The 26,282-nt window shown below is 68.0% G+C and carries 28 protein-coding genes; 12 read left to right on the forward strand and 16 right to left on the reverse strand.

The window, feature by feature from the left end; genetic code table 11:
- Window positions 1-208: 208 nt before the first annotated feature.
- From BXA00_RS07325 to BXA00_RS07345, 5 genes are all read right to left on the reverse strand, one after another.
- Window positions 209-1,171 (reverse strand): tripartite tricarboxylate transporter substrate binding protein, encoded by a 963-nt coding sequence (locus tag BXA00_RS07325; protein WP_076517516.1) that lies wholly within the window; start codon window positions 1,169-1,171, stop codon window positions 209-211.
- Between the two features lie 88 nt (window positions 1,172-1,259).
- Complete coding sequence (locus tag BXA00_RS07330; RefSeq protein WP_076517518.1) at window positions 1,260-1,976, reverse strand: 3-oxoacid CoA-transferase subunit B; 717 nt, start codon at window positions 1,974-1,976, stop codon at window positions 1,260-1,262.
- A 1-nt stretch (window position 1,977) separates the two neighbouring features.
- Window positions 1,978-2,643: a 3-oxoacid CoA-transferase subunit A gene (locus BXA00_RS07335; protein ID WP_076517520.1), complete on the reverse strand. Its 666-nt coding sequence runs from the start codon at window positions 2,641-2,643 to the stop codon at window positions 1,978-1,980.
- A complete protein-coding gene (locus BXA00_RS07340) occupies window positions 2,644-3,612 on the reverse strand; it encodes a tripartite tricarboxylate transporter substrate binding protein (RefSeq protein ID WP_076517522.1) in 969 nt (322 codons plus the stop codon).
- 125 nt (window positions 3,613-3,737) lie between these two features.
- Window positions 3,738-4,640, reverse strand: a complete 903-nt coding sequence (locus BXA00_RS07345) for an NAD(P)/FAD-dependent oxidoreductase (RefSeq protein WP_076517524.1) — start codon at window positions 4,638-4,640, stop codon at window positions 3,738-3,740.
- A gap of 122 nt (window positions 4,641-4,762) precedes the next feature.
- On the opposite strand from BXA00_RS07345, the gene folB reads away from it, so the two are divergent.
- Window positions 4,763-5,122, forward strand: coding sequence for a dihydroneopterin aldolase (gene folB, locus BXA00_RS07350; protein WP_008164827.1), 360 nt, complete (start codon window positions 4,763-4,765; stop codon window positions 5,120-5,122).
- Between the two features lie 2 nt (window positions 5,123-5,124).
- Window positions 5,125-6,093: a tRNA 2-thiocytidine(32) synthetase TtcA gene (ttcA, locus tag BXA00_RS07355; RefSeq protein WP_076517526.1), complete on the forward strand. Its 969-nt coding sequence runs from the start codon at window positions 5,125-5,127 to the stop codon at window positions 6,091-6,093.
- A 57-nt stretch (window positions 6,094-6,150) separates the two neighbouring features.
- Here ttcA and BXA00_RS07360 read toward each other — a convergent pair whose 3' ends face one another.
- The 6 genes from BXA00_RS07360 to apaG all read right to left on the reverse strand — a co-directional run bounded on the left by BXA00_RS07360 (window position 6,151) and on the right by apaG (window position 11,668).
- Entirely contained in the window at window positions 6,151-6,660 is a 510-nt protein-coding gene (locus BXA00_RS07360; protein WP_156902766.1) for a hypothetical protein, read from the reverse strand.
- A 147-nt stretch (window positions 6,661-6,807) separates the two neighbouring features.
- Window positions 6,808-7,767 (reverse strand): D-2-hydroxyacid dehydrogenase family protein, encoded by a 960-nt coding sequence (locus tag BXA00_RS07365; protein ID WP_076517530.1) that lies wholly within the window; start codon window positions 7,765-7,767, stop codon window positions 6,808-6,810.
- Window positions 7,768-7,833: 66 nt separating this feature from the next.
- Window positions 7,834-8,622 carry a DsbC family protein gene (locus BXA00_RS07370; protein ID WP_076517532.1) on the reverse strand — a complete coding sequence of 263 codons (789 nt, stop codon included), beginning with the start codon at window positions 8,620-8,622 and terminating at the stop codon, window positions 7,834-7,836.
- A gap of 137 nt (window positions 8,623-8,759) precedes the next feature.
- Window positions 8,760-9,929: a UbiH/UbiF family hydroxylase gene (locus tag BXA00_RS07375; RefSeq protein WP_076517534.1), complete on the reverse strand. Its 1,170-nt coding sequence runs from the start codon at window positions 9,927-9,929 to the stop codon at window positions 8,760-8,762.
- Window positions 9,926-11,230, reverse strand: a complete 1,305-nt coding sequence (locus BXA00_RS07380) for a murein transglycosylase A (RefSeq protein WP_076517536.1) — start codon at window positions 11,228-11,230, stop codon at window positions 9,926-9,928. The genes BXA00_RS07375 and BXA00_RS07380 overlap by 4 nt, the downstream gene beginning before the upstream one ends.
- Window positions 11,231-11,293: 63 nt before the next feature.
- A complete protein-coding gene (gene apaG / locus BXA00_RS07385; RefSeq protein WP_076517538.1) occupies window positions 11,294-11,668 on the reverse strand; it encodes a Co2+/Mg2+ efflux protein ApaG in 375 nt (124 codons plus the stop codon).
- Between the two features lie 129 nt (window positions 11,669-11,797).
- Between apaG and rpe the strand changes: the two genes are divergently transcribed.
- The 6 genes from rpe (at window position 11,798) to trpC (ending at window position 17,520) form a co-directional block, all read left to right on the forward strand.
- Window positions 11,798-12,526 carry a ribulose-phosphate 3-epimerase gene (gene rpe, locus BXA00_RS07390; RefSeq protein ID WP_076517540.1) on the forward strand — a complete coding sequence of 243 codons (729 nt, stop codon included), beginning with the start codon at window positions 11,798-11,800 and terminating at the stop codon, window positions 12,524-12,526.
- Window positions 12,527-12,541: 15 nt separating this feature from the next.
- Window positions 12,542-13,249 (forward strand): phosphoglycolate phosphatase, encoded by a 708-nt coding sequence (locus BXA00_RS07395; RefSeq protein ID WP_076517542.1) that lies wholly within the window; start codon window positions 12,542-12,544, stop codon window positions 13,247-13,249.
- Between the two features lie 292 nt (window positions 13,250-13,541).
- Window positions 13,542-15,062, forward strand: coding sequence for an anthranilate synthase component I (trpE, locus tag BXA00_RS07400; protein WP_076517545.1), 1,521 nt, complete (start codon window positions 13,542-13,544; stop codon window positions 15,060-15,062).
- Between the two features lie 62 nt (window positions 15,063-15,124).
- Entirely contained in the window at window positions 15,125-15,691 is a 567-nt protein-coding gene (locus tag BXA00_RS07405; RefSeq protein WP_076517547.1) for an aminodeoxychorismate/anthranilate synthase component II, read from the forward strand.
- Window positions 15,692-15,703: 12 nt separating this feature from the next.
- Window positions 15,704-16,735 carry an anthranilate phosphoribosyltransferase gene (gene trpD / locus BXA00_RS07410; RefSeq protein WP_076517548.1) on the forward strand — a complete coding sequence of 344 codons (1,032 nt, stop codon included), beginning with the start codon at window positions 15,704-15,706 and terminating at the stop codon, window positions 16,733-16,735.
- Complete coding sequence (gene trpC, locus BXA00_RS07415; protein ID WP_076517550.1) at window positions 16,732-17,520, forward strand: indole-3-glycerol phosphate synthase TrpC; 789 nt, start codon at window positions 16,732-16,734, stop codon at window positions 17,518-17,520. The genes trpD and trpC overlap by 4 nt, the downstream gene beginning before the upstream one ends.
- A 58-nt stretch (window positions 17,521-17,578) precedes the next feature.
- Here the strand turns inward: trpC and BXA00_RS07420 are convergent, their stop codons facing one another.
- The gene (locus BXA00_RS07420) at window positions 17,579-19,453 is read right to left on the reverse strand and encodes a sigma-54-dependent Fis family transcriptional regulator (RefSeq protein ID WP_076517552.1); all 1,875 of its coding nucleotides are present in this window, start codon (window positions 19,451-19,453) and stop codon (window positions 17,579-17,581) included.
- 265 nt (window positions 19,454-19,718) lie between these two features.
- Between BXA00_RS07420 and adh the strand changes: the two genes are divergently transcribed.
- Together adh and BXA00_RS07430 are read left to right on the forward strand one after the other, a co-directional pair.
- Window positions 19,719-21,248 carry an aldehyde dehydrogenase gene (gene adh / locus BXA00_RS07425; protein WP_076517554.1) on the forward strand — a complete coding sequence of 510 codons (1,530 nt, stop codon included), beginning with the start codon at window positions 19,719-19,721 and terminating at the stop codon, window positions 21,246-21,248.
- Between the two features lie 89 nt (window positions 21,249-21,337).
- The gene (locus BXA00_RS07430) at window positions 21,338-21,715 is read left to right on the forward strand and encodes a DUF779 domain-containing protein (RefSeq protein ID WP_056565049.1); all 378 of its coding nucleotides are present in this window, start codon (window positions 21,338-21,340) and stop codon (window positions 21,713-21,715) included.
- Window positions 21,716-21,721: 6 nt separating this feature from the next.
- Here BXA00_RS07430 and BXA00_RS29060 read toward each other — a convergent pair whose 3' ends face one another.
- From BXA00_RS29060 to BXA00_RS07440, 3 genes are read right to left on the reverse strand one after another with little or no spacing between them, the layout of a single operon-like run.
- The gene (locus BXA00_RS29060; RefSeq protein WP_172805858.1) at window positions 21,722-21,895 is read right to left on the reverse strand and encodes a hypothetical protein; all 174 of its coding nucleotides are present in this window, start codon (window positions 21,893-21,895) and stop codon (window positions 21,722-21,724) included.
- Complete coding sequence (locus BXA00_RS07435; RefSeq protein ID WP_076517556.1) at window positions 21,892-22,566, reverse strand: 2-hydroxychromene-2-carboxylate isomerase; 675 nt, start codon at window positions 22,564-22,566, stop codon at window positions 21,892-21,894. Before BXA00_RS07435 ends, BXA00_RS29060 begins: the two co-directional genes overlap by 4 nt.
- A complete protein-coding gene (locus BXA00_RS07440; protein WP_076517558.1) occupies window positions 22,566-22,841 on the reverse strand; it encodes a DUF2917 domain-containing protein in 276 nt (91 codons plus the stop codon). The genes BXA00_RS07435 and BXA00_RS07440 overlap by 1 nt, the downstream gene beginning before the upstream one ends.
- 170 nt (window positions 22,842-23,011) lie before the next feature.
- Between BXA00_RS07440 and BXA00_RS07445 the strand changes: the two genes are divergently transcribed.
- Complete coding sequence (locus BXA00_RS07445) at window positions 23,012-23,929, forward strand: LysR substrate-binding domain-containing protein (RefSeq protein ID WP_076517560.1); 918 nt, start codon at window positions 23,012-23,014, stop codon at window positions 23,927-23,929.
- A 28-nt stretch (window positions 23,930-23,957) separates the two neighbouring features.
- On the opposite strand, the gene selD is transcribed toward BXA00_RS07445, so the two are convergent.
- Entirely contained in the window at window positions 23,958-25,019 is a 1,062-nt protein-coding gene (gene selD, locus BXA00_RS07450; protein WP_076517562.1) for a selenide, water dikinase SelD, read from the reverse strand.
- A 139-nt stretch (window positions 25,020-25,158) separates the two neighbouring features.
- Between selD and BXA00_RS07455 the strand changes: the two genes are divergently transcribed.
- Window positions 25,159-26,259: a transglutaminase-like domain-containing protein gene (locus BXA00_RS07455; protein WP_076517564.1), complete on the forward strand. Its 1,101-nt coding sequence runs from the start codon at window positions 25,159-25,161 to the stop codon at window positions 26,257-26,259.
- Window positions 26,260-26,282: the final 23 nt, after the last annotated feature.

The following is a 26,282-nucleotide window of genomic DNA, read 5'->3' on the forward strand; positions in this document are numbered from 1 at the left end:
CGGCTGGGGTTCTTTAGGTTCTTGCCTGCGCTGAGTAGGGGTTGGAGCGTCTTGCGGGGCCCGCCCCCAGGCCGGCCGCGCGGGCGGCCTTTGGGGGCTTACGCGGGGTCTTGCGTCGTTGCTGGGACGCTTCGCGTGTGGGTGGGCTGCGTTCTGGGTTTTTGTGGGGCGGAGTCTGAGACTCGCCGCCTCGGCAGCGCGTCCTGGCTCAATTCACCTTGGCGCCGGAAACTTCAACCGCTTTCTTCCATGCGCCCAGTTCGCGGTCGATGTGAGCGCCGAATTCCTCGGGCGTGGATCCGACCACTTCGTACCCGTATCCCGATAGCTGCTGTTTCACCGCCGGCGCGGTCACCGCCTGGGCGATTCCCTTGCTCAAGGCGTCGACGACCGACTTTGGGGTGCCCGCGGGCGCCAGTATCCCGTACCAGCCATTCACGACGAAGCCGGGCACGCTCTCGGCCACGGTCGGAACATTCGGCAGCAGGGGCGAGCGATGTTCGCCGGTGACGGCGATGGCTTTGAGCTTGCCGGCCTGCACTTGCGGGAGCGACGTCGAAATGCTGTCGAACATCAGCGACACTTCGCCGCCGAGCAGGGCGACGACGGCGGGGCCGCTGCCTTTGTAGGGCACGTGCATCATGTCTGCGCCGGTCTGGTGCTTGAACATTTCCGCGGCCAGGTGGCTGGTGTTGCCGTTGCCGGCCGAGGCGAAGCTGAGCTTGCCGGGGTGGCTTTTGCCGTAGGCGATGAGTTCGGGAATGGTGTCGGCGGGCGTGGCCAACGGCGCGGCGACGAGCATGGGCAGGGTGGCGACCAGGGAGACTGGTGCGAAGTCCTTGCGCGTGTCGTAGGGCAGCGAGGGGTACAGGCTGGGGTTGATGGCGTGGGCAGCCAGCACCATCAGCACGGTGTAGCCGTCGGGCTTGGCGCGCGCAAGCTGGGCCGAGGCGATGGCGCCGCCGGCGCCCGGCTTGTACTCCAGGACGACCGGCTGGCCCCACTTCTTCTGGAGTTCGGCGCCCAGCGGGCGCGCGAGCATGTCGGCGCTGCCGCCCGGCGGATAGGGAATCAGCAGCGTGATCGGCTTGTCGGGATAGGCTGGCGCGGCGTGCGCTGCCCCCAGGCACAGCAGGCTTGCCGATACGGCGGCCAGGATCGATCGGATCATGGAGACTCCTTTGCCCGGGACCGGGCGCAAGTTTTCGGCCGCGGCGGGAATCGCCAGCGTCCTGTATCACCGCATTCGGAGCCCGGCATCAGCCATCGCCGCCCCCGGATTCGTATCGCGGCACCCCCGCCTCATCGACCACGATGGTGCGCGGTGCGGCCGGAAAGCGAAGCGGGGCGCCGGTGACCGAGCGCAGGAAGTCTTCGCTGACGCCTGCCTTCATGGCATGCACCTGCAGGCCCGTGGGCGTGACGTCGATGACGGCAAGGTCGGTGTAGACGCGCGACACGACGCCCCGGCCGGTCAGCGGATAGGTGCATTGCCTGAGCAGCTTGGGCGTGCCGTCGCGGCCGCGGTGCTCCATGGTGACGAGCACCTGCTTGGCGCCCACGGCCAGGTCCATGGCGCCGCCCACGGCGGGGATGGCGTCGGCGGCGTCGGTTTTCCAGTTGGCCAGGTCGCCCCGCTCCGACACCTGGAAGGCGCCGAGCACGGCGTAGTCGAGGTGGCCGCCGCGCATCATGGCGAACGAGATGGTGTGTTCGGTGATGGAGGCGCCTTGCAGCAAGGTGATGGGCTGGCGGCTGGCGTTGATGAGGTCGGGGTCCGTCTGCTCGCCGGCGGCGGCGGGGCCCATGCCCAGGATGCCGTTTTCGCTGTGCAGGAGGATCTCGCGGTCCGGCGGCAGGTAGTCGCCGACGAGCGTGGGCATGCCGATCCCCAGGTTGACGATGGCGCCGTCGGGGATGTCGCTGGCCAGCAGTTGCGCGATCTGTTGACGGGTCAATCCGATGATGTCCTGCATGTCAGGCCTCCACGCGCACGACGGATTTCACGAAGATGCCCTGCGTCATGATCTGTTCCGGCACGAGGGAACCCAGCGGCACGATTTCGTCGACCTGCGCGATGGCGTGCCGGGCGGCCATGCACATCACGGGATTGAAGTTGCGCGCGGCATGGCGGTACATCAGGTTGCCCCAGCGGTCGCCCAGGTGCGCGCGGATGAGGGCGTAGTCGCCGCGCAGGGGCTGCTCCAGCACGTAGCCGACGCCGTCGATGACTTCCTGTCGGCGGCCTTGCGCCAGTTCCGTGCCGTAGCCCGTGGGCGTGTAGAACGGACCGAGTCCGGCGCCCGCGGCGCGCAGCCGCTCGGCCAGGGTGCCTTGCGGCACGCATTCCAGCTCGACCTCGCCGGCCCGGTAGGCGCGCGCGAAGGCCTCGGAGTTGGGCGGGCGCGGGTGCGAGCAGATGATTTTTTTGACCTGCTTGCGTATCAGCAGCGCGGCGATGCCGCGTTCAAACGTGCCGGCGTTGTTGGAGATGATGGTGAGGTCGCGCCGGCCCAGATCGGCCAGGCATTGCAGCAATTCATAGGGCACGCCCGCTTCGCCGAAGCCGCCCACCAGGACCGAGGCGCCGTCCGGGATGACCGCCACCGCCTGCGCCATGGATTCCTCTATCTTGTCGATCACTTATTGCTCCTGCACGAGGCCCGCGGCGTCCACGATGCTTTTCCAGCGGCCGCGCTCCTGGTCGATGAAGGCCGCGAACTCCGCGGGCGTGTTGCCGCCGGCCTGGCCGCCCATGGCCCTGAAGCGTTCGCTGATTTCGGGACTACGCACGACGTCGCGCGTGGCGGCGTAGAGCGTGTCGATGACGCCGGGCGGCGTGCCGGCGGGCGCGACCAGTCCGAACCAGGCGGTGACGACCATGTCTTTCACGCCGGCTTCGGCCATGGTCGGCACGTCAGGCAGTTCCGCCAGGCGCTGGGCGCTGGTGACGGCCAGCGCGCGCAGCTTGCCGGACTGGATGTGGGGCATGGAGCTGGGCAGGTTGTCGATCATGAAGGTGAATTGCTGGCCCAGCAGCGCGGCGACGGCGGGCCCGGCGCCCTTGTAGGCCACGTGGGTGCCGGGAATGCCGGCGCGCTGCTTGAACATTTCGGCGGACAGGTGCGGCGACTGGCCGGCGCCGGAGCTGCCGAACGACACCTTGGAGGGATCCTGCCGGATCTGCGCCAGCAGCTCTGGCACGCTGCGCGACGGCGAGGCCGCGTTCACGACGAGCACGTTGGGCACCGAGATCACCAGCGTCACCGGCGCGAAGTCGGCGGGCTTGTAGGGCAGCGTCTTGTACAGCGCGTAGTTGATGGCGTTGGGGCCGATGTTGCCCATCAGCAGCGTGTAGCCGTCGGGTTTGGCGCGCGCCAGCGCCTGCGCGCCGATGATGCCCGCGGCGCCCGCCCGGTTCTCCACGATGACCTGCTGGCCCAGCTTGGCGGACAGCTTGTCGGCGATGAGCCGCGCCGAGATGTCGGTGGTGCCGCCGGGCGCGGCCGGGATGATGAGGGTGATGGGCCGTTCAGGCCAGGCCGCCTGGGCCGGATTCGCCATGGCGATCGCCACCGCGCCGGCTGCCAGCCAGCGATGCGCACACATCATGCTTGTCTCCCTGCGTGACCATTGATTGGTCAACTAATGCGCATGAGTGTGGCCGCGGCGCCGGCAAATGCCTATTCTGGAATCCGGAGGTGTGGCTTCGCGTGGGCTGAAGATCAGCGCAAACCCTAGGCGCCCGCGCGCTCCCAGCGCCGCTGGATGGCCTTGGCCGCCACCACCCCGTCCGCCATGGACGTGACCACGCAGGGGTGCATGCGGTGCGCGACCTCGCCGATCGCGTAGATGTCCGGCACGCTGGTCTCGGCGGTGGCGAAGTCGGTGCGGATGTAGCCGCGCTCGTCGCGCGCCAGCCGCAGGTCGTCGGCGAACGCGGCCTGCGGTTCCCAGCCGTAAAAGACCAGGATCAGGTCGTATTGCCTTCCGTCCACGCTGCGGGCAGCCGGGTCCACCTTGTAGGGGCCGATGTGCACGCCTTCGACGCCCGCGCGCGTGACCCATTGCTGCTGGGCCCGGACGCTGCGGGCGTAAAGATGGACGGTGCGCGCGCCCCGGTTGCGCACGTAGACGTAGTTTTCGAAGGCGTTGTCGCCCCCGCCCAGCACGGCCACGGACAGGTCCGAATAGTCCTGCGCCACGATGGGCGAGCCCGGGCCGATCAGCACGCCGGGCCAGGACGAGCCGGCGGGATGGTCGGGCAGGCCTTTCGCGCGCACGCCCGAGGCGATGACCAGGGTGCGGGCGCGGGCCAGGCTGATTTGCCCGGCCGGACCCGCCAGCGTGGCCTCGATGCCGCCCTTGCAGGGCCGCACGCCGGTGACGCGGGTTTCCAGGCGGATGGGCACGTTGGCGGCGCGCACGCTGGTGTCGATGTTGGCCGCGACCTGCTGGCCCGTCACGCCGGGCAAGACCGCGATCCAGTCATCGGCGAACGGATTGTCATTGCCCAGGCCGCCCAGGCGGGCGCTGGCCTCGACCAGCAGCGGGGACAGACCCAGCCGGGCCAGCCACAGGGCGCAGGAGGCGCCGGCCGGGCCGCCGCCTACAATGACCGAATCGTGCATCTGTTGCATTTCACCCCTTATTGACAGCGCCGGCGCCTCGCGGGCGCCCGGACATGGCCGGATTGTAGCCAGCGCGCCCCCCTGTCCCGCCGCCGCCTTACAATTCCGGCTATTCCACCCAGGTTTTCATCATGCCCACTCGCCGCATCATTCTTTCCGGGCTTGCGCTCGACGCCCGCATCGGCATCCTCGAGCACGAGCGCCGCGCCACCCAGCCCCTGCATGTCGACGCCGACTTCGACGTGGACATCCAGCGCTCGGTCGACGACCACGACATCCACAGCGTGCTGGACTATCGCCGCCTGCGCGAGGCCATCGTCGAAGAATGCACGCAGGCGCACGTCAACCTGATCGAAACCCTGTCCGAACAGGTCGCGGCGCGCCTGCTCGCGGATTTCCAGGAAATCCGCGCGCTGCGCCTGCGCATCAGCAAGCCCATGGCCTTCTCCGACTGCGCCGCGGTGGGCGTGGAAATCCAGATCACCCGCTGACCATGAACGATATCGCTCCCCCCGGCGTGCAGTTCCGCACGCCCGCCGACGAAAAGGCGCGCTTTGAAGCCAACAAGCTGACCAAGCGCCTGGCGCGCGAGACCACGCGCGCCCTGTCCGACTACAACATGATCGAAGACGGCGACCGCGTGATGGTCTGCCTGTCGGGCGGCAAGGACTCGTATTCCATGCTGGACATTCTGCTCCAGCTCCAGAAGCGCGCGCCGTTCAAGTTCGAGCTGATCGCGGTCAACCTGGACCAGAAGCAGCCTGGCTTTCCCGACCACATCCTGCCGCAGTACCTGAAAGAACTGGGCGTGCCGTTCCACATCGAGACGCAGGACACGTACTCCATCGTCACGCGCGTGCTGGAAGAGGGCAAGACCATGTGCTCGCTCTGTTCGCGGCTGCGCCGGGGCATCCTGTACCGCGTCGCATCCGAACTGGGCGCCACCAAGATCGCGCTGGGCCACCACCGCGACGACATCCTGGCCACGTTCTTCCTGAACCTGTTCTACGGCGGCAAGGCCAAGGGCATGCCGCCCAAGCTGGTGTCCGACGACGGCCGCCACACCGTGATCCGCCCGCTGGCGTATATCCCCGAGACCGACCTGATCGCCTACTCGGAACTCAAGCAATTCCCCATCATTCCGTGCAACCTCTGCGGTTCGCAAGAGAACCTGAAGCGCAAGGAAGTGGGCCGCATGATCAAGGAATGGGACAAGCAGCACCCGGGCCGTTCCTGGAACGTGTTCAACGCGCTGTCGCGCGTAGTGCCCTCGCACCTGATGGACCGCGACCTGTTCGATTTCGTGGGCCTCAAGCCCACGGGATTGCCGGACGCCAATGGCGACACGGCGTTCGACGCGGTCGATCCCGACGAGGATGCGGACGAGGCCTGCGGGGATACGCCGCAAGCGGCGGAGCCGGGCGGGATTGTGGAGAAGAAGGTGGTGTTTTCGCGCGGGTGATGGCGCCGTATCCGCAGCGTGATGCGCGGGCGCCTGCCCGCGCGTTTCCACGATGACCTAGGGCCTGATTCCGTAGTATTCGAAGGGCAGGCAGACGCCAGGCGCCTGACGCGACTTCAGATAATCGGCCAGGCAGGCAATGTTTGCCTTGACCTGGCCTTTTTCACGCTCGGACAAGGTGCCCAGCACCTCGTCCGCGGCCATGACGGACAGGTAGTGCCGCAGCGCGAAGTCCATATCCCCATCAAGTCCGAGCGAGGTAGCCCCGTTTCTGGTCCGGATCTCGCCCAACATGTGAAGGTTCGCGGTTACGTACTCTGCCAGGACTTGGGGACTTGGATGCCGAATGGCGCTCTCGCCGAAGGATTTCGCGGCGCCGGACCAGTCCTTCCTGCCCTTTTGCTCCAGACCCGCTTGGTAAGAGAGGGCGGCCTCCCTTTCTTCCACGCCTGCGGGATGCTGCCGGAGCCATGCGGAGACGATTTCCGGCTTTGACAACTGCATCTGCGTCAAGACCCGCGCAGGCATGGGGTCGGCATGAGCGCGCGCCATCAACGCCACGAGCATGCCGTAAACCAACCACAGCAACCGTGCCGACCGCCTTCTCATCGCCGTCCCTCCCCCGTCACCAGCAGGACTGTATAGCGCCGCGCAAATAAGTCTATAAGCGTTGTCTGAGCACGGGTCGAAGACAGGCGAGCAGTCAGCGGCCGTCTACGCCGCGTTCAGCACCCGGATCGGCTTGCCCGCCGCCCACGCCTTCACGGCTTCCAGGCAGTTCTGGTAGAACGCCTCGAAGTTCTCGCGGCTGACGTAGCCCAGGTGCGGGGTCAGGATGACGTTGTCCAGGTCGCGAACGGAGTCGGTGGGAGACAGCGGTTCTTCGGGAAAGACGTCCAGGCCGGCGCCGGCGATGCGGAATTTCACCAGGGCGTCCATCAGGGCTTCCTGGTCGACCAGGCCGGCGCGCGAGGTGTTGACGAGGTAGGCGGTGGGTTTCATCGCGGCCAGGGCGGTGGCGTCCACGACGTGGCGGCTGCGGTCGGACAGGATCAGGTGCAGGCTCACGACGTCGGACGTGGAGAAGAGTTCGTGCTTGTCCACGCGGGCGACGCCGGCGGCCTGCGCGCGCTCGTCGGTCAGGTTGGGGCTCCAGGCCACCACGTCCATGCCGAAGGCCAGGCCCACCTTGGCCACGGCCGCGCCCAGCTTGCCCAGGCCGACCACGCCCAGGCGCTTGCCCGCCAGCGGTTCGGGCATGCCCGTCTGCCACATGCCGCGGCGCATGGCCGCGTCTTCGGCGGGCAGATGCTTGAAGAGGCCCAGGATATGCGCCCAGGCCAGCTCGGCCGTGGCGGTGTTGGCATCGGCGCTGCCCGGCGCGCCGGATACGACGATGCCTTGCTCGGCGCAGGCCTGCATGTCGATCGCGTTGTTGCGCATGCCGGTGGTGACCAGCAGGCGCAGCTTGGGCAAGGCGCGGATGCGCGACGCGGGGAACGGCGTGCGCTCGCGCATGGCGACGATCACGTCGAAGGATTCAAGCGTGGTCTCGACCTGATCGTCGGGAATGAAGTTGTTGAAGATCTGGACCTCGGCGTTACCGCCCAGAGAGGTCCAATCCGCATAGCGCCGGGCTACGTCATGGTAATCGTCGAGTATTGCGATTTTCAAGTCTGGTCTCCGGGTGGGGTGGCGCGTGTTGCGCCACCCCACCCGGGCCGGCGCAACGTGCGCCGGTCAGTTCAAACGGGCCTTGAGCTGGTCCAGCGGCAGCGCGCCGCTGATGCGCGAACCGTCGGCAAAGAACAGCGTCGGGGTGCCGCGCACCATCAGTTGCTGGCCCAGCGCCAGCAGCTTGTCTTCGGGCACCTCGCAATCGGCGGCGGGCGGCGTCTTGCCGCGCAGCATCCAGTCGTCCCAGGTCTTGCCCTGGTCCTTGGCGCACCACACGTTGCGCACCTTGACCTTGGAATCGGGCGACAGGATGGGATAGAGGAAGGTATAGACGGTGAGGTTGTCCACGCTTTCGAGCGTCTTGCGCAACTGTTTGCAATAGCCGCAATTGGGGTCTTCGAAGATCGCGACCTTGCGCGAGCCGTCGCCCTTGACCTGCTTGATCGCCAGATCCAGCGGCAACTGGTCGAACGTGACGGCGCTGAGCTTTTCCTGGGATTCGCGGGTGACGTCGCGGCGCGTCATGGCGTCGATCAGCGGACCTTCCATGACCCACGTGACGCCCTCGTCGGTGTAGATCAGGTCCATGCCGAGCTGCACTTCGAAGAGGCCATACGGCGTGCGGCGCACGGTGGTGACGTTCATGCCGGAAAAGCGCTGCTGGAAGCGTTCTTTCACGGCAGCCGACTGCGGGTCGAGCTCGGTGGTGGAGACGCTTTTCTCGCCCTTGGCCGGCTGTCCCACGGACTGCGTCGAGACGGACTTGCCGTCCTGGGCCTGGGCGGAAGCGGACAGGCCGATGCCCGCCGCCAGGAAACAAGCCGCCAGGGTGGGGGAAATGCGGAATTTCATCGGTGCTCCTGTACGTGTCTGTCGTGTGCTCAGCCGGACAGCGTAACCGATCCAGCAGGCGCGGCCCCGGCGCAAGGCCAGGGTCCGATAGCTATCAGACGTCCGCGCGCCGGCGCGGGTTCCGCCGGCCTGCAGGTTCAGTTGGCGGACGCCCCGGCAATCAGGCGGCGCTTGACCAGCGGCGCCCGGTCGACCCAATGCATGCCGGCGTTGCGCAGCCAGACCAGCGGAGTCGCCCTGGAGGCGAACAGCTTGTGCAGGCCGTCCGTGGCCAGCCGCATGGCGAGGACCGGCTCGGCCCGCGCGCGCTGGTAGCGGTGCAGCACGCGCAGGTCGCCCGCCTGGCGGAACGGCTCGCGCCCCGCGACGATGCGGGCCAGCGCCTCGACGTCGCCCAGGCCGAGGTTCAGGCCCTGCCCCGCCAGCGGGTGCAGGCGATGCGCCGCGTCGCCGGCAAGCGCGATGCCGGGCGCCACCATCTGGGCGCGTTCCAGCGTAAGGGGGAACCCATGCAGCTTGCTGCGGACCTTCAGCCGGCCCAGCCGGCCTTCGGCGGCCTCGGCGAGCAGGGCCTCCAGCCGCGCGGCCTGGGCGTCCGGCGGCAGGTCCAGCAAGGGCTGGGCGAGCTCGCTGCGCATGGACCAGACCATGGAGACCTGCGGGCCGTCCGCGGTGTCGGGCAGCGGCAGCAGGGCCAGCACGCCGTCGTCGCGGAACCATTGGAACGCGGTGCCGTGGTGCGGCAGTTCCGCGTCCAGGTGCACCACCAGGCCGGTGTCGCCGTAGGATTCGGCTTCGTGCTTCAGGCCCGCGGCGGCGCGCAGCGGCGAGGCGGCGCCGTCGGCGCCCACGAAGAGCTCGGCCTGGATGCGCGCGCCGCTGTCGGTGTCGACCGCGCCGTCCCGGTAGCCCGTGCAGCGGTCTTCCAGCCAGGCGATGCCGAACATGCGCACGGCCTGGATCAACACACGCTCGATCTCGCCGGACTCGACGATCCAGGCCAGTTGCGGCAGCGCCGCCTGCCAGGCGTTCAGGTTCACCTGGCCATCGGCGTCGCCGTGGATTTCCATGGCCTGCACGGGCATGAGGCGGGACGCGGGCATGGCGTCCCACACGCCCAGCTCGGCCAGGAAACGCTGGCTGGCGGGCGAGATGGCGTAGACGCGCGGGTGATAGCGGTCGGGGTCGGCAGGCGGCACGGCGGCGCGCGGCGCCAGCACGGCCACGCGCTGGCCGCGGCGGGCCAGCGCCAGCGCGGTGGACAGGCCGACGATGCCGGCCCCGCAAACGACGATCTGATGGCTCATCTTGCTGAAGGCTCCCCGGCCTGTTTGGGCCACAGCAGCCACATCTGGCCGCGTTGCTTCATGCGGCCGGCCTGCTGGCCGGCTTCTTCGCCGTAACCCCAGTAGAAGTCGGCGCGCGCCGCGCCCCGGATGGCCGTGCCCGTGTCCTGGGCGAAAACCAGGCGCTGCAGGGGCCGGTCGGAGGCCGGATAGGTGGTGGACAGGAACAGCGGCGTGCCCAGCGGCACGAAGGTCGCGTCCACCGCCACCGAGCGCCGCGGCGCCAGCGGAATGGCGTAGGCGCCCTTGGGCCCCTGTTCGGGGTCGATGACGGCTTCTTCACGGAAGAACACCACGGCCGGGTTGGCATTGAGCATTTCAGGCACGCGCTTGGGATTGCGCTGCGCCCAGGCGCGGATGTTCTGCATGGACGCCTGGTCGGCGGTGAGCTCGCCGCGGTCGATCAGCCAGCGTCCGATGGACACGTAGGGCTGGCCGTTGTGGTCGGCATACGCGACGCGGATGGTCTTGCCGGCATCGGGGCCGTCGGTGAGCAGCACGCGCCCCGAGCCCTGCACCTGCAGGAAGAAGTTGTCCACGGGGTCGTCCACCCACACCACGACGGGCGGACGGCGGCCCGACGAGGATTCGATGGCGGCGCGCGTGTCGTAGGGCACGACCCGCTTGCCGTCCAGCTTGCCGCGCACGCGCTTGCCCGCCAGATCGGGGTAGACCGAGCCCAGGTCGATCGTCAGGAGGTCGGCGGGCACCGCGTACAGCGGCCATTGGTAGACGCCGCCCTGCCGGCGCGAACCCCGCACCAGCGGCTCGTAGTAACCCGTCACCGTATTGGTTGCGGGCTTGCCGTCGGCCCCGTTCAGGCGCCAGGGCTGCAGGTAGGTCTGCAGGAAGCGGCGCACGCCTTCGCTGTCGCCGGCGGCCGGCGCACGGGCCGGATCGATGGCCGCGGCGCACACCGGTTGCCAGGCGCGCGGCGTGGCCCGCGCGGGGGCCGCCAGGTTGCCGCTGGTCGGCCGCATCAGGCCCTTGCAGTTGCGCAGGAAAAGGGGCCAGAACTGCGACAGGTCGTCGGCGCTCCAGCCGGGCAGTTCGGACCAGTTGGCGGGCTTGAGCTTGCCGGCCAGCGCGCGCGGCGCGGAGTCGGGCAGCGCGGACAGCGAGGGCACCACGAGCGGGCCGTCGGCCGCCGGGGCGCGCACGCCGGGCGTACCCGGCAGGCCGGCATCAGGGGGAATATCCGAAGGGGTGGAACATGCCGCCAGCAGGACCGACAGCACGGACAGGCTAAGAATGCGCTTCATGAGCAGGGGGAAAAACGCAGAAGGAAAAACGTGCAACGGACGGCCTGGCGCATACTCACAGGCTCAGTGCAGCGTGCGCGGCATGGCCAGGACGAATTCGGAGATCGGAACTTCGAACGGGATGCCGTTCTCGCCGACGCAGTGATAGATGCCGCGCATCGTGCCCACCGGCGTGGGCAGGGGACAGCCGCTGGTGTATTCGAAGGTCTCGCCCGGGGCCAGCAGGGGCTGCTGTCCCACGATGCCCAGGCCGCGCACTTCCTGCACGCGCTGGTTGCCGTCGGTGATGATCCAGTGGCGGCTGATCACCTGGGCGGGATGTTCGCCGGTATTGGTGATGCGGACGGTGTAGGCGAACACGAATTGCTGTTCGCCTGGGTTGGACTGTTCTGGCACGAAGCGCGGAGAGACAGAGACGCTCAGGTCGTAAGGTTTCACAGTCCTTCCCTGTGTGGCTGCACGCAGGCGGCCGGATGCCGGCGCCGACGCTTGAAAAGACGAAGAATTCTGGCGCGTCACACCGGGACGTTCCCGATACCCCGCCTCAAACTGCAATAATGGCACATTATGCCCTTCCCGACCCCGAACATCATGTCCAAGCAAACGGCCTCCACCCGCATTACTCCCAGCATCCTGTCGGCTGACTTCGCCCGGCTGGGCGAGGAAGTCCGCAATGTCGTCGCCGCCGGCGCCGACTGGATTCACGTGGACGTGATGGACAACCACTATGTCCCCAACCTGACCATCGGCCCGATGGTGTGCGCGGCGATACGCCCCCACGTGCAGGTGCCGATCGACGTGCACCTGATGGTCGAGCCCGTGGATGCGCTGGTGCCGCAGTTCGCCAAGGCCGGCGCCGACTACATCAGCTTTCACCCCGACGCGAGCGCGCACGTGGACCGCACGCTGTCCCTCATCCGCGAAAACGGCTGCAAGGCCGGCCTGGTGTTCAACCCGGCCACCCCGCTGTCCTACATGGACTACGTGATGGACAAGATCGACCTGGTCCTCATCATGTCGGTGAACCCGGGCTTCGGCGGCCAGAGCTTCATCCCCGCCGCGCTCACCAAGCTGCGCGAGGCGCGCGCCCGCATCGACGCCTGGATGCAGGCCGGCGGTCAGGAGATCGTTCTGCAGGTGGACGGCGGCGTCAAGATCGACAACATCGCCGAGATCCGCGCCGCCGGGGCGGACACCTTCGTGGCAGGTTCCGCCATCTTCGGCAAGCCGGACTACGCCGGCATCATCAAGGCCATGCGCGAGCAGATCGCCATCGGCGAAACCACCGCCGTCTAAGCCCAAGGAATCGACATGACCGCTTTTCGCGCCGCGCTGCTGGACCTTGACGGCACCCTGCTCGACTCCATTCCCGACCTGGCCTTTGCCGCCAACGCCATGCGCGTCGAGCTGGGCATGATCTCGCTGCGCGAAGACGTGGTGGCCACGTTCGTGGGCAAGGGGGTGGACAACCTGGTGCGCCGCAGCCTGGCCGGGTCGCTGGACGCCGCCGACCCGTCGCCCGAGGAATTCGCGCGGGCCCGCGAAGCCTTCTACCGCCATTACCACCTGGTCAACGGCGAACGCGCGCAGGTCTATCCCGGCGTCATCGACGGCCTGAAGCGCATGCGCGACCTGGGGCTGAAGCTGGCGGTGGTCACCAACAAGCCCACGGAGTTCACCCTGCCGCTGCTGCAGCGCACCGGCCTGGCGGGCTTTTTCGAGGCCGTGGTCTGCGGCGACACCTGCGAGCGCCGCAAGCCCGATCCCGACCAGGTCCACCATGCCTGCGACCTGCTGGGCGTGGCCGTGGGCGAGGCCGTGACCATCGGCGATTCCATCAACGACGCGCAGGCCGGCCGCAGCGCCGGCACGCAGGTGCTGGTGGTGCCCTACGGCTACAACGAAGGACGTGACGTGCGCGAGCTGGATGTCGATGGTATAGTTGACACGCTTGTTGACGCCGCCCAGTGGGTTGCGCTCTGGAATCAAAACCAGAACGCGGCAAAAGTACCGGCCTGAAAAACCCGTACCCGCCTGAAAACCCGGGACTGAACGGCGCAAAAAACGAATACCGCAAATCTAGCGAATACCCATCAATGAACGTTTCCATCCAGAACCAAATGCTCGGCGCCTCGTGGCGTTGGTGGCGTTTGTCTTCCGGGTGGCGATGATTCCCTTCCCGGCCCTAGACGCAACCTTGCCGCCTAGCGCCGATTCTGTGTAAACAGAGCCAAACCCGGAACCAGTTAACTGGACCGGGTTTTTTGTTGCGTGCCCGGTCCGAAAGCAGACACCGCTTACGAGACCCGACATGACCGAAATCGAATTCAAGGCCCTTGCGGCACAAGGCTACAACCGCATCCCCCTGGTGGCCGAAACCTATGCCGACCTGGACACCCCGCTCGGCATCTACCTGAAACTGGCGCATTCGGGCCCGCTGGCCGGCCGCATGACCTGCCTGATGGAATCGGTGGTGGGCGGCGAGCGCTTCGGCCGCTACTCCTTCATCGGCCTGCCCGCCCGCACGGTGATCCGCGCCAGCGGCACGCGCACCGAAGTGCTGCACGACGGCAAGATCGTCGAAACGCATGACGGCGATCCGCTGGCCTTCATCGAGCAATACCAGAGCCGCTTCAAGGTCGCCCTGCGTCCCGGCATGCCGCGCTTCTGCGGCGGGCTGGCCGGTTATTTCGGCTATGACACGGTGCGCCACATCGAGCCCTGCCTGGGCCCCGCCGTCAAGCCGTTTCCGGCCGGCATGGAAGGCGGCACGCCCGACCTGATGCTGATGCACGTGGACGAACTGGTCATCGTCGACAACCTGGCCGGCCGCATCTACCTGATGGTGTACGCGGACCCGGGCCAGCCCGAGGCCTACAGCCGCGCGCAGCAGCGCCTGACCGACCTGCGCACGCGCCTGCGACGCCCCGTGGAAATTCCGTACAGCCACGCCAGCATGCAGACCGAGGAACGGCGCGACTTCAAGAAAGAGGACTACCTGGCGGCCGTCCTGCGCGCCAAGGAACACATCGCCGCCGGCGACCTGATGCAGGTGCAGATCGGCCAGGTCATCGCCAAGCCCTTCCGCGACTCCCCCCTCTCCCTCTACCGCGCCCTGCGGTCGCTCAATCCCTCCCCCTATATGTACTTCTGGAACTTCGGCGACTTCCAGGTCGTGGGCGCGTCGCCCGAAATCCTGGTGCGCCAGGAGCGCACCGTCGAAAACGGCGAGCCGAAGTCGCAGATCACCATCCGCCCGCTGGCCGGCACCCGCAAACGCGGCGGCACGCCCGAGGAAGACGCAGCGCTGGCCGCCGAGCTGAAGGCCGATCCCAAGGAGATCGCCGAACACGTCATGCTGATCGACCTGGCGCGCAACGACGTCGGGCGGGTCGCGCAGGTGGGCTCGGTGAAGGTCAGCGACACCATGGTCATCGAACGCTATTCGCACGTGATGCACCTGGTGTCCAACGTCACGGGCACGCTGAACCCCGGCATGAGCAGCATGGACGTGCTGCGCGCGTCGTTCCCCGCCGGCACGCTGACGGGCGCGCCCAAGGTCGAGGCCATGAAGATCATCGACGAACTGGAGCCCGTGCGCCGCGGCATCTACGGCGGCGCGGCCGGCTACCTGAGCTACGGCGGCGAGATGGACGTGGCCATCGCCATCCGCACCGGCGTCATCAAGGACGGCACGCTGTACGTGCAGGCGGCCGCCGGCATCGTGGCCGACTCGAACCCCGAAGCCGAATGGGCCGAGACCGAAGCCAAGGCCCGCGCCGTGCTGCGCGCCGCCGAGCAGGTGCAGCACGGCCTGGACGAACCCATCTGAGACTGGCGGCAACCGCCCCCCGCTTACCGCCCGGGCCGCAGGACGGCCCCGAGGAGAAAAAAATGCTGTTGATGATCGACAACTACGATTCCTTTACCTACAACCTGGTGCAGTACTTCGGCGAACTGGGCGTGGACGTGCGCGTGGCGCGCAACGACCAGATCACGCTGGAGGAAATCGACGCGCTCAATCCCGACCAGATCTGCGTGTCGCCCGGCCCGTGCTCGCCGGCCGAGGCGGGCATCTCGGTGCCGCTGATCCAGGCCTATGCCGGCAAGAAGCCCATCCTGGGCGTCTGCCTGGGCCACCAGGCCATCGGCGCGGCCTTCGGCGGCGACATCGTGCGCGCGCAGACCATCATGCACGGCAAGACCATCCAGCTCTCGCACACGGGCACCGACCTGTTCCAGGGCCTGCCCACGCCGTACACTGTCATCCGCTACAACTCGTTGACGATCGACCCGGCCACCCTGCCGGACTGCCTGGCCGTCACCGCGACGGCGCCCGACGGCGACATCATGGGCGTGCGGCACAAGACCCTGCCGCTGTACGGGGTACAGTTCCACCCCGAATCCGTACTGAGCGAGCACGGCCACGCCCTGCTGCGCAATTTCCTGAACCTCGCCTAAGAAGGACGCATCGTGACGATTTCCCCCACCGAAGCGCTGACGCGCTGCATCGAACACCGCGAAATTTTCCACGACGAAATGCTGCACCTGATGCGCATGCTGATGCGCGGCGAGATGTCGCCGCAGATCGCCAGCGCGCTGCTGATGGGCCTGCGCGTCAAGAAAGAGACCATCGGCGAGATCACCGCCGCGGCCCAGGTCATGCGCGAATTCGCCACGCCCGTGGTCACGCCCAACCCGAGCGAGTTGCTGGACATGTGCGGCACGGGCGGCGACGGCAGCCACACGTTCAACATCTCGACGACCGCCATGTTCGTGGCCGCCGCGGCCGGCGTGCCGATCGCCAAGCACGGCAACCGCAGCGCCTCCTCGTCCAGCGGCAGCGCCGACGTGCTGGAGGCGCTGGGCGCCAACCTGGTGCTGACGCCGGAACAGGTGACCGAGTGCATCCAGCAGACCGGCATCGGCTTCATGTTCGCGCCCGCCCACCACGGCGCCATGAAGAACGTGGCGGCCATCCGTAAGGAGCTGGCCGTACGCACGATCTTCAACATCCTCGGTCCGCTGACCAACCCGGCCGGCGCCGCCAATCAGTTGATGGGTGTGTTCCACCCCGACCTCGTCGGCATCCAGGTGCGCGTGCTGGAACGCCTGGGCTCGCGCCACGTGCTGGTCGTGCACGGCAAGGACGGCATGGACGAGGCCTCGCTGGGCGGCGCCACGATGGTGGGCGAGCTCAAGGACGGCGTGGTCCGCGAATACGAGATCCATCCCGAGGACTACGGGCTATCCATGATGTCCAACCGGAGCATCAAGGTGTCCAATCGCGAGCAGTCGCGCGAGCTTGTCATAGAGGCGCTGGAAAATGTCGAGGGCGCGGCCCGCGACATCGTCGCCCTGAACGCCGGGCTCGCCATCTATGCCGGCAACAAAGCCGATTCCATTCCCGAAGCCTTGGCGCTAGCATTTGAACTAATTTCCACCGGCGCGGCACGAGCCAAGCTGGAAGAATTCTGCGCCTACACCCGGACATTCCAGAAATGAACGATATTCTTGCGAAGATCCTCGCCGTCAAGGCCGAGGAAGTCGCCGCCGCCCGCCAGATGCGCAGCGAAGCCGAAGTCCTGCGCGAAGCGCAGGCGCGCCAGGACGTGCGCGGCTTTGCCCAGGCCATCGAAGACAAGATCTCGCAGGGCAGGCCCGGCGTCATCGCTGAAATCAAGAAGGCGTCGCCCTCCAAGGGCGTCATCCGCGAGGGCTTCGCCCCCGCCGAGATCGCGGCCACCTACGCCGTCCACGGCGCGGCCTGCCTGTCGGTGCTGACCGACGTGCAGTTCTTCCAGGGCTCGCACGACCATCTGCGCCAGGCCCGCGCCGCCTGCTCGCTGCCGGTGCTGCGCAAGGACTTCGTGATCGATCCCTACCAGATCATCGCCGCGCGCGCGATGGGCGCGGACTGCGTGCTGCTGATCGTGGCCGCGCTCACGCCCGCGCAATTGCGCGACTACGAAACGCTGGCGATCGAACTGGGCATGGACGTGCTGGTCGAAGTGCACGACGCCGAGGAACTGGACGTCGCGCTCACCCTCAAGACGCCGCTGCTGGGCATCAACAACCGCAATCTGCGCACCTTCGAGACCAGCCTGCAGACCACGCTGGACCTGCTGCCCCGCATTCCTGCGGGCAAGCGCGTCGTGACCGAAAGCGGCATTCTCAAGCCGGAAGACGTGAAGCTGATGCGCGAGAACAAGGTCGACGCGTTCCTGGTGGGCGAGGCATTCATGCGCGCCAAGGATCCGGGCGCGGAGCTGGCGCGATTGATGGGGTGACGGGTTGATGGGGTGACGGGTTGATGGGGTGACAGGTTGATGCCCGGCCGCGCCGAGGTCAGCGCGGCCGCGTCAATCCCAGCGCCGCCGCCCGCCGGTAGACGGTGCTGCGGTGCACACCCAGCGCGCGCGCCGCGCGGCTGACGCTGCCGCCGTGCGCATCCAGTGCGTCGCGAATCGCAGCGTCGGTCATGGCGTGCAGATCGGGCGCGCCGCCCAATGGCGCCGCCGCGCTTGCCACAGTCCGTAATTCCGCGGGCAGCATGTCCGCGTCCACCCGGCCCGCCGGTCCGGCCAGCACATGCAGGGTGCGCAGCACCGACACCAGTTGCCGATAGTTGCCGGGCCACGAATACGCGGCCAGCAGGGCTTCGATGGCGGGCGGCAGCGCCGGCCCCGCGCCTTGCGCGGCCCACAGGCTGCGCAGCAGCTCCAGCCGGTCCGCCCGCGCGCGCAGGGGTTCCAGGGTGACGGTGTATTCGGCGATCCGGAAGTACAGGTCCGGCCGCACCGGCGCATCCGGACCTTCATGGGCGAGCGGCCGGTGCGTCGCGCACACCAGCGCGAAGTCCACCGGCACGGGCCGCGCCGCGCCCAGCGGCGAGACCTCGCGCGTCTGCAGCACGCGCAGCAGGCGCGATTGCAGCAGCAGCGGCATGTCGCCGATTTCGTCCAGGAACAGCACGCCGCCATGCGCCTGGCGCAGCAGCCCCTTGCTGCCCTGGCGGCGCGCGCCGGTGAAGGCGCCTTCTTCGTAGCCGAACAATTCCGATTCGATCAGGCTTTCCGGCAGGGCGGCGCAATTCACCGCCACGAAGGGGCCGGCCGCGCGCTTGCCTCGCGCATGGATCTGCCGCGCAAAGACTTCCTTGCCCACGCCCGTTTCGCCTTGCAGCAGGATCGATACGCCCGCATCCGCCAGATGCACCGCGCGCGCCAGCGCGCCCAGCGTGGCGGCATCGAAGCTGGCGGCGGGCGTGTTTGAAAGGGCGCCGGTCGGCCGGGCGGGCGGCGCGCAGGGCGGCTGCGGGGGCCGGCCGCGGGGCCAGCGCAGCCGCGCGTGATAGACCGCCCCCGTGCGTGTGTGCACCCGGCCCGCCGGGTCGGGGCAGCGTTCAATGGCGCCCTCGAAGACATCCGCGTAGCGGTAGACGCCCAGCGCGGTGGCGGCCAGACCCAGCGCCTGCAGCGCGCGCCGGTTCGCGCCGATCAGCAGGTCGCCCTGGAACGCGAGCAGCGCTTCGCCCGGCTGGCCCAGTCCGGAATGATCCGCGTGCAGGCGCAGCACGGCGCATTGTTCATAGGCGTCTTCGAACATCTGGTGTTCGATGCGGTCCACCGCCAGGCGCACCAGCGCCAGCACGTCGGGGCGCACCTCGCGGGCCTGGCTGGACAAATCCAGCACGCCCAGCGTGCGGCCTTCGCTGTCGGTAATGGGGACGGCCGCGCAGGTCAGGATGCGGTTGGGTTCGAAATAGTGTTCGGCGCCGTGCACGGCGATGGGCCGGCCTTCCACGAGCGCGGTGCCGATGGCATTGGTGCCCGCGGCGGCTTCGTCCCAGGGCGCGCCGGGCATCAGCGCCACGCGCGAGGCGCGATGCGCAAACCCCGCGTCGCCGTCCGACTCCAGGACCAGGCCCTGGGCGTCAGACAGGATCACCAGGTTGCCGCTGCCGCCAGCCTGGCGGCGCAGATAAGCGATGGCCGGTTCGGACATGCGGCGCAGCGCCTCGTTGCGCTGCTGGGCCTCGCGCAGTTCGCCCTGCGTCATGAGCTCGGCGCGGCGCACGCCGCGCATGTCGAAGCCCAGATCGGCGCAGCGGCGCCAGGACCGCAGGATGGGTTCGGCGACCATGCCGCCGGGCACCGCGCCCTGCTGGTTGAACAACAGCCGCGCCTGCGTCAGCGTCTGCCGACGGGAGTGAGTGGCCATGCATGTCTCCTAGGACCGGCGTTCTGCGACGCCTGTTCTGCGACACCTGTTCCGCGACAACGTCGCAGATTGCGACAGTGTGGCGGCAGGCGGGGCGGCTTGCCACCCCTGGGGCGCTGACTTGCCCAGGGTCAACCCGCAACCGGAAATCTACTTTCGCACGCGAGGCGCGGCGTGTCCAGCCGGGATGCCCCGACTGGCATGCGTTTTGCTTGATAGGGAACAGGCAGCCTACTGCCACCATCCCAACGATACGGAGACAAGCATGGACATCGCGACCCGCGTTACCCCGGAAACCTATGGCACGCGCCTGGACCTCAAGACGCAGTACGACAATTTCATCGACGGAAAATGGCAGTCGCCCGCGGATGGCGAATACTTCGACAACGTCACGCCGGTTACCGGCCAGACCCTGACGCGCAACGCGCGGTCCAAGGAACGCGACATCGAACTGGCGCTGGACGCCGCGCATCGCGCCGCGCCGAAATGGGGATCGACCCCGGCCGCCGAACGCGCCCGCATGCTGATGCAGATCGCGGACGTGATGGAAGCCAACCTGGAACGCCTGGCCACGGCGGAAACCTGGGACAACGGCAAGCCGATCCGCGAGGCCCGCGCCGCCGACATTCCGCTGGCCATCGACCACTTCCGCTATTTCGCCTCGTGCATCCGCAGCCAGGAAGGCGGGCTGTCCGAGATCGACCACGACACCGTGGCCTACCACTTCAATGAACCGCTGGGCGTGGTCGGCCAGATCATCCCCTGGAACTTCCCCATCCTGATGGCCGCATGGAAGCTCGCGCCCGCGCTGGCCGCCGGCAATTGCGTGGTGCTCAAGCCAGCCGAGCAGACGCCGCTGGGCATCCTGCTGCTGATGGAACTGATCGGCGACATCCTGCCGCCCGGGGTGGTGAACGTGGTGACGGGATTCGGCCTGGAAGCGGGCAAGCCGCTTGCATCCAGCAAGCGCATCGCCAAGATCGCCTTCACCGGTGAAACCACCACCGGCCGGCTGATCATGCAGTACGCGTCGCAGAACATCATCCCGGTCACGCTGGAACTGGGCGGCAAATCGCCCAACATCTTCTTCGCGGACGTGGCCGCGCAGGACGACGACTTCCTGGACAAGGCCGTCGAAGGCTTCGTCATGTTCGCGCTGAACCAGGGCGAAGTGTGCACGTGCCCCAGCCGCGCGCTGATCCAGGAATCGCTCTACGACAAGTTCATGGAACGCGCCTTGAAGCGCGTGGCCGAAATCAAGCAGGGCAACCCGCTGGACGCGGACACCATGCTGGGCGCGCAGGCCTCCACCGAACAGCTCGAAAAGATCCTGTCCTACCTGGACATCGGCAAGCAGGAAGGCGCGGACGTGCTGGCGGGCGGCTCGCGCGCGCAGATGCAGGGCGCGCTGGAAGGCGGCTATTACGTGCAGCCCACGGTGTTCAAGGGCCACAACAAGATGCGCGTGTTCCAGGAAGAAATCTTCGGACCGGTCGTGGCGGTGACGACGTTCAAGGATGCCGACGACGCGCTGGCGCTTGCCAACGACACGCTGTATGGCCTGGGCGCCGGGGTCTGGTCGCGCGACGCCAACACGTGCTACCGGATGGGACGCGCCATCAAGGCGGGCCGCGTGTGGACCAACTGCTATCACGCCTATCCCGCGCACGCGGCGTTCGGCGGCTACAAGCAATCCGGCATCGGACGCGAAAACCACAAGATGATGCTCAACCACTACCAGCAGACGAAGAACCTGTTGGTGAGCTATTCGCCGAAGAAGCTGGGGTTCTTCTGAGCCGGCAGGCCTGATCCCTTAAACCTAAGCCGCTTGCGCGGCCAACCTGCGCGCCGGGTCCGCCCGGCGCGCCCCTGAGGAATCCCGTCATGCCTGAGCACACGCCACGCGTGGTTGCGACCGACGAAGCGCGCCAGCTGATCGACACCCTGCGCGCCAAGCACGGCCCGCTGATGTTCCACCAATCGGGCGGCTGCTGCGATGGCAGCTCGCCCATGTGTTATCCACAGGGCGAGTTCATGGTGGGCGGCTCGGATGTGCTGCTGGGCGATCTGGAAGGTTGCCCGTTCTGGATCGGCGAGGACCAGTTCGCTTACTGGGAACACACCCAACTCGTCATCGACGCCGTGCCGGGACGCGGCGGCGCATTTTCGCTGGACAGCGCGGAGGGCAAGCGGTTTTTGTTGCGGTCGCGGCTGTACTCGGATGAAGAGTGGGCGAATGTCGGGCCGGTGACGAAGGGATAGCGCGCCTTATCCGCGCTTGCCGTGGCCGCCGCCCTTGGACGGGCTGTCGTCCTGAAGGCCGGCGCGCTCGGCCTGCTTCCACTGGAACGACACCCGCCGGATGCGGGCGGCGCGAAATTGCGTGAACGAACGGCCGCCCGGCATGGGCGCGCCGCGATAGGCGCTGCTTGCGTTTTTCATTGCTGATGATGCAGTGACGAGAAATCTTGCGATGCGTGGGAGGCCGGCGTGGCGGGCGCGACGCGGCGGGCCCAGTCCAGTGCGTCTTCCAGGCGGTCATTGCCCCAGAACATTTCGCCATCCACGAAGAACGTCGGCGCGCCGAAGAGGCCCAGGTTGCGCGCGCGGTCGACCTGCTTGCGCAGCGCCTCCTTGGCGGCCTCGGTCTTGGCGCGGGCGATAAGCGCGTCGGCATCCAGCGACAGGCCCGTGAGCAGATCGTGCACCACGTCCTCGGACTGGATATCCAGGTCATGCTGGAAATTGGCGCGAAACACCGCCACGCAGAAATCGCGGCCCCAGGATTCGTCCTGGCCCAGCAGCGCGATGCGCGCGGGCAGCACGCTCATGCGGGGAAACAGGCGCGGGCGGTTGTAAACCACGCCGTACTTTTCAGCCAGGCGGGCGATGTCGCGCATCATGTAGGCGCCCTTGCCCGGGAACAGGCGGAAGGGCGAGTCGTTCCACCCCTGGGCCTGGAAGATCGGGCCCAGCAGAAAGGGCCGCAGGGCGACCTTCACGCCCGCGCCCCGCGCGAGGCTGTCGATGCGCTCGATCGCCAGATAGCTGTAGGGACTGGCGAAATCGAACCACATGTCGATGCGGGGCGTATCGGACGAGGACGCGGACATTACAGGAACTCCAGTTGGCCTGCATGGCTGGGCGGGGTGCAGGCTAACCGCGCCTCGCACCGGCCCTGGGAAAGTAGCGCGACCTGCGCATCCGGCAGGCCGCTGATGACGACATCGCGATTGCTGTCCACGGTGAGGGATTCGCCCGCTTGCAGCACGCTGTCATCGAAGCGGCGGTATTCGGATATCCACAAGGCGCCGGCGTGACACACGATGCGGACGCCCGAAGCGCGCTTGAGCAGCATAGTCGAGCCGCCGGCCAAACGGAATGACATTCCCGCAGTGCAACATACCTGGATCATGGCGTACCTCCTGGCCGCGGCAGCGGCTATCGCGGCGGATGACCGGGATGTTGTCCCGGTCACCCAACGTCTGAGTCATATTGGACGCCGCGGCGTACTATTGCTCAAGCGACATTTCCGTCCGACTCGCATGAGTTTTACGAATGCCATACCCCCTAGCGAAGCTCCCCCCGCTTGATCTCGTCCGCGGCTTCGTCGCCGTCGGCCGACGCATGAGCATCACGCTCGCCGCGCAGGACCTGCACGTCACGCAATCGGCCGTCAGCCGCCAGATCCGCGCGCTGGAAGCGCACCTGGGCGTGCCGTTGCTGGTGCGCGGCTTTCGCAGCGTGACGTTCACGTCCGAAGGCGCGCAACTGTTCCGCATGGCCGACGTGTGGCTCAGCCAGCTCGGCGACCTGACCGAACAACTGCGCGCCCCCGAGCGGCGCACGCCCGTCACGGTCACCACCACCATCGGCGTGGCCTCGTTGTGGCTGCTGCCCAGGCTGGGGGATTTTCAGGCGGCGCATCCCGACATCGACGTGCGCGTGGCCGCCGACAACCGGTTGATCGACATCGACCGCGAGGCCGTCGACATCGCCATCCGCTACAGCGTGCGCGACACCGTGCCGGACGGCGCGGTCTGGTTGTTCGGGGAATCGGTGGTGCCGGTTGCGCACCCGTCGCTAAAGGCGCGCGCGCTCGACGCGCGCGAGCTGCAGCGCCACGTGCTGCTGGAATTCGACGATCCGACGCGGCCGTGGCTGCAATGGTCCGAATGGCTGAGCGCGCGCGGCCTGGGCCGGGTGCGCGCCAAGGGCATGCTGCGGTTCAACCAGTACGACCAGATCGTCCATGCCGCGCTGGCGGGCCACGGCATCGCGCTGGGCAGGCTGGCGCTGATTGCGCCCATGCTGGCGGACCAGCGGCTGGCCATCGTCGGCAGCCAGGAGGCCAGCGCCACCGAGCATGCCTACTGGCTGGTGCGCAACGCGCGCCGCAGCACGCCGGACGCAGACGTCGTCACGCGATGGCTGTCGGAACAGGCGGCGGCCACCGCCCGCGACCTGACCGGCTGATTGCGCGCGCCGCCATCAGCCGGACCGGTCAGTCCACCACGACCTGCGCGTCGCCGGCGACCATGTCGCCGACCACGGCGGCCTGCCCGAATCCCTGTTCGTGAAACAGCTTGAGGACCGCATCGGCGACCTCCGGCGCGCACGCCACCAGCAGGCCGCCCGAGGTCTGCGGATCGGTCAGCAACGCGCGCTGCGTGTCCGAGACGCGCGCCCCCAGGCGCACCGATTCGCCATACGACGCCCAGTTTCGGCCGGAGGCCCCCGTGATCACGCCGTCCGCGGCGAACGCCTGCACGCCGGGCAGCCACGGCAACGCATCCAGCCGCAGGCGGGCCGTCAGCCCGGCCCCGCGCGCCATCTCCAGCGCATGCCCCAGCAGGCCAAAGCCGGTGACGTCGGTGATGGCATGCACGCCGTCCAGCGCGGCCAGCGCGGGCCCGGGACGATTCAGGCGCGTGGTCGTGTCTATCATCACGCGGTAGCCGTCCACGTCCAGAAGGTTCTTCTTCAAGGCCGCCGACAGGATGCCCACGCCCAGGCCCTTGCCCAGGATCAGCACGTCGCCCGCGCGCGCGTCGGCATTGCGCTTGATCCTGCCCGGATGCACCAGCCCCATCGCGGCCAGGCCATAGATGGGCTCGACCGAATCGATGCTGTGGCCCCCGGCCACCGGAATGCCCGCGTCCGCGCAGACCGATTCGCCGCCCCGCAGGATCTCGGCAATGACGCCGTGCGGCAGCACGTTGATCGGCATTCCCACGATGGCAAGCGCCATGATCGGCGTGCCGCCCATCGCATACACGTCCGACAGCGCGTTGGTCGCGGCGATGCGGCCGAAATCGAAGGGATCGTCCACGATGGGCATGAAGAAATCGGTGGTGGCGATGAGCGCCTGCTCGTCGTTGAGCCAGTACACCGCCGCATCGTCGGCGGTTTCCGTGCCCACCAGCAGGTTCGGATAACTGGCCGCCGGGCCAAAGCGCGCCAGCAGCGCCGACAGCACGCCGGGCGCGATCTTGCAGCCGCAGCCGCCGCCATGCGACAGCGAGGTCAAGCGCGGCACATTCGTGGACGCTACATCCTGGGTCATCTCGGTCTCCGTGAGTCGGTCGAAAAAGGATAGCACCGCCCCCGCGATTGGCCCTATGATCAATCGCAGCATGCAGCAACGGACGGCCGCCCGGCCACGGGCGCACCGACAGCCAATCTTCACCGTGCGTGGGGGCTTTATGGACCGCCGACACTTTCTCCGTTTCTCGGGCGCCCTGTGCGCCGCCACCGCCGCGCTGCCTCATGCCGCGCGCGCCCAGCAAACTCCCGTCGCCACCGCGTGGCGCACCTACGAGCTGACCACCGCCGTCAGCGTCAACGAAGCCGCCCCGCATACCCGCATCTGGCTGCCTGTGCCTTATGCGACGGACACGTCCTACCAGCGCGGCGTGCAGAACACCTGGCAGGTCAGCGCCGGCGGCGCGGCGGCGCTGATGCAGTCCCCGGGCTACGGCGTGCAGATGCTCGCCGTCCAATGGCCCGACGCGCAGGGCCCGCGCACCGTCACGCTGACCAGCCGCGTCCAGACCCGCAACCGCCGCGTCGACCTGACCCAGCCGCCGCCCGCCGATGCCGCGCGCGAAAGCCCCGCCGCGCTGCGCGAATTCCTGCAGCCCACCGCCCTCCTGCCCACCGACGGCATCGTCAAGACCACCGCCGACCGCATCACCCAGGGCCACCAGGGCGACCTGGCGCGCGCCCGCGCCATCTACGACTGGGTCGTCGTGAACACCTGCCGCACGGCGTCCACGCGCGGCTGCGGCACGGGCGACGTGCGCTACATGCTCACGGCCAACGACCTGAACGGCAAATGCGCGGACATCAACGCGCTCTTCGTGGCGCTCGCCCGCGCGGCCGGCATCCCGGCGCGCGATGCCTACGGCGTGCGCGTGGACAACTCGCAACTGGGCTACAAGAGCCTGGGCAAGGCCGGCGACATCACCCGCGCCCAGCACTGCCGCGCCGAGTTCTATGCCGCCGGCCATGGCTGGATTCCCGTGGACCCCGCCGACGTGCGCAAGGTCATGCTCGAAGAGCCGCCGGGCGAACTGCCCCTGACCGACGCCAAGGTGCGCGCCGCGCGCGTCATGCTGTTCGGCGCGTGGGAGATGAACTGGGTCGCGTACAACCACGGCCACGACGTCGTGCTGCCGGGCACCGCGCACGGCCCCGTCCCCTTCCTGATGTATCCCAACGGCGAAACCGCCGCGGGCCGCCTGGACAGCCTGGACCCCGACAGCTTCAGCTACCGCATCACCGCCAGGCCCCTCGCCATCTGATCGCCCGGCCCGCCGGAGTCCGC

It is taken from the genome of Achromobacter sp. MFA1 R4, from assembly GCF_900156745.1.
GTDB lineage: Bacteria > Pseudomonadota > Gammaproteobacteria > Burkholderiales > Burkholderiaceae_B > Achromobacter.

What these genes read in the sequence shown, in the direction of transcription:
- BXA00_RS07360 (WP_156902766.1), bottom strand. Translation starts at nt 6,660, where the DNA reads ATGCTCGTGGCGTTGATGGCGCGCGCTCATGCCGACCCCATGCCTGCG.
- BXA00_RS07375 (WP_076517534.1), bottom strand. Translation starts at nt 9,929, where the DNA reads ATGAGCCATCAGATCGTCGTTTGCGGGGCCGGCATCGTCGGCCTGTCC.
- BXA00_RS07455 (WP_076517564.1), top strand. Translation starts at nt 25,159, where the DNA reads ATGGACCGCCGACACTTTCTCCGTTTCTCGGGCGCCCTGTGCGCCGCC.
- BXA00_RS07325 (WP_076517516.1), bottom strand. Translation starts at nt 1,171, where the DNA reads ATGATCCGATCGATCCTGGCCGCCGTATCGGCAAGCCTGCTGTGCCTG.
- trpE (WP_076517545.1), top strand. Translation starts at nt 13,542, where the DNA reads ATGACCGAAATCGAATTCAAGGCCCTTGCGGCACAAGGCTACAACCGC.
- BXA00_RS07440 (WP_076517558.1), bottom strand. Translation starts at nt 22,841, where the DNA reads ATGTCATTCCGTTTGGCCGGCGGCTCGACTATGCTGCTCAAGCGCGCT.
- BXA00_RS07330 (WP_076517518.1), bottom strand. Translation starts at nt 1,976, where the DNA reads ATGCAGGACATCATCGGATTGACCCGTCAACAGATCGCGCAACTGCTG.
- ttcA (WP_076517526.1), top strand. Translation starts at nt 5,125, where the DNA reads ATGAACGATATCGCTCCCCCCGGCGTGCAGTTCCGCACGCCCGCCGAC.
- adh (WP_076517554.1), top strand. Translation starts at nt 19,719, where the DNA reads ATGGACATCGCGACCCGCGTTACCCCGGAAACCTATGGCACGCGCCTG.
- BXA00_RS07405 (WP_076517547.1), top strand. Translation starts at nt 15,125, where the DNA reads ATGCTGTTGATGATCGACAACTACGATTCCTTTACCTACAACCTGGTG.
- BXA00_RS07420 (WP_076517552.1), bottom strand. Translation starts at nt 19,453, where the DNA reads ATGGCCACTCACTCCCGTCGGCAGACGCTGACGCAGGCGCGGCTGTTG.
- trpC (WP_076517550.1), top strand. Translation starts at nt 16,732, where the DNA reads ATGAACGATATTCTTGCGAAGATCCTCGCCGTCAAGGCCGAGGAAGTC.
- BXA00_RS07435 (WP_076517556.1), bottom strand. Translation starts at nt 22,566, where the DNA reads ATGTCCGCGTCCTCGTCCGATACGCCCCGCATCGACATGTGGTTCGAT.
- rpe (WP_076517540.1), top strand. Translation starts at nt 11,798, where the DNA reads ATGCCCTTCCCGACCCCGAACATCATGTCCAAGCAAACGGCCTCCACC.
- BXA00_RS07380 (WP_076517536.1), bottom strand. Translation starts at nt 11,230, where the DNA reads ATGAAGCGCATTCTTAGCCTGTCCGTGCTGTCGGTCCTGCTGGCGGCA.
- BXA00_RS07345 (WP_076517524.1), bottom strand. Translation starts at nt 4,640, where the DNA reads ATGCAACAGATGCACGATTCGGTCATTGTAGGCGGCGGCCCGGCCGGC.
- BXA00_RS07370 (WP_076517532.1), bottom strand. Translation starts at nt 8,622, where the DNA reads ATGAAATTCCGCATTTCCCCCACCCTGGCGGCTTGTTTCCTGGCGGCG.
- BXA00_RS07445 (WP_076517560.1), top strand. Translation starts at nt 23,012, where the DNA reads ATGCCATACCCCCTAGCGAAGCTCCCCCCGCTTGATCTCGTCCGCGGC.
- folB (WP_008164827.1), top strand. Translation starts at nt 4,763, where the DNA reads ATGCCCACTCGCCGCATCATTCTTTCCGGGCTTGCGCTCGACGCCCGC.
- BXA00_RS29060 (WP_172805858.1), bottom strand. Translation starts at nt 21,895, where the DNA reads ATGAAAAACGCAAGCAGCGCCTATCGCGGCGCGCCCATGCCGGGCGGC.
- BXA00_RS07430 (WP_056565049.1), top strand. Translation starts at nt 21,338, where the DNA reads ATGCCTGAGCACACGCCACGCGTGGTTGCGACCGACGAAGCGCGCCAG.
- selD (WP_076517562.1), bottom strand. Translation starts at nt 25,019, where the DNA reads ATGACCCAGGATGTAGCGTCCACGAATGTGCCGCGCTTGACCTCGCTG.
- BXA00_RS07395 (WP_076517542.1), top strand. Translation starts at nt 12,542, where the DNA reads ATGACCGCTTTTCGCGCCGCGCTGCTGGACCTTGACGGCACCCTGCTC.
- BXA00_RS07340 (WP_076517522.1), bottom strand. Translation starts at nt 3,612, where the DNA reads ATGATGTGTGCGCATCGCTGGCTGGCAGCCGGCGCGGTGGCGATCGCC.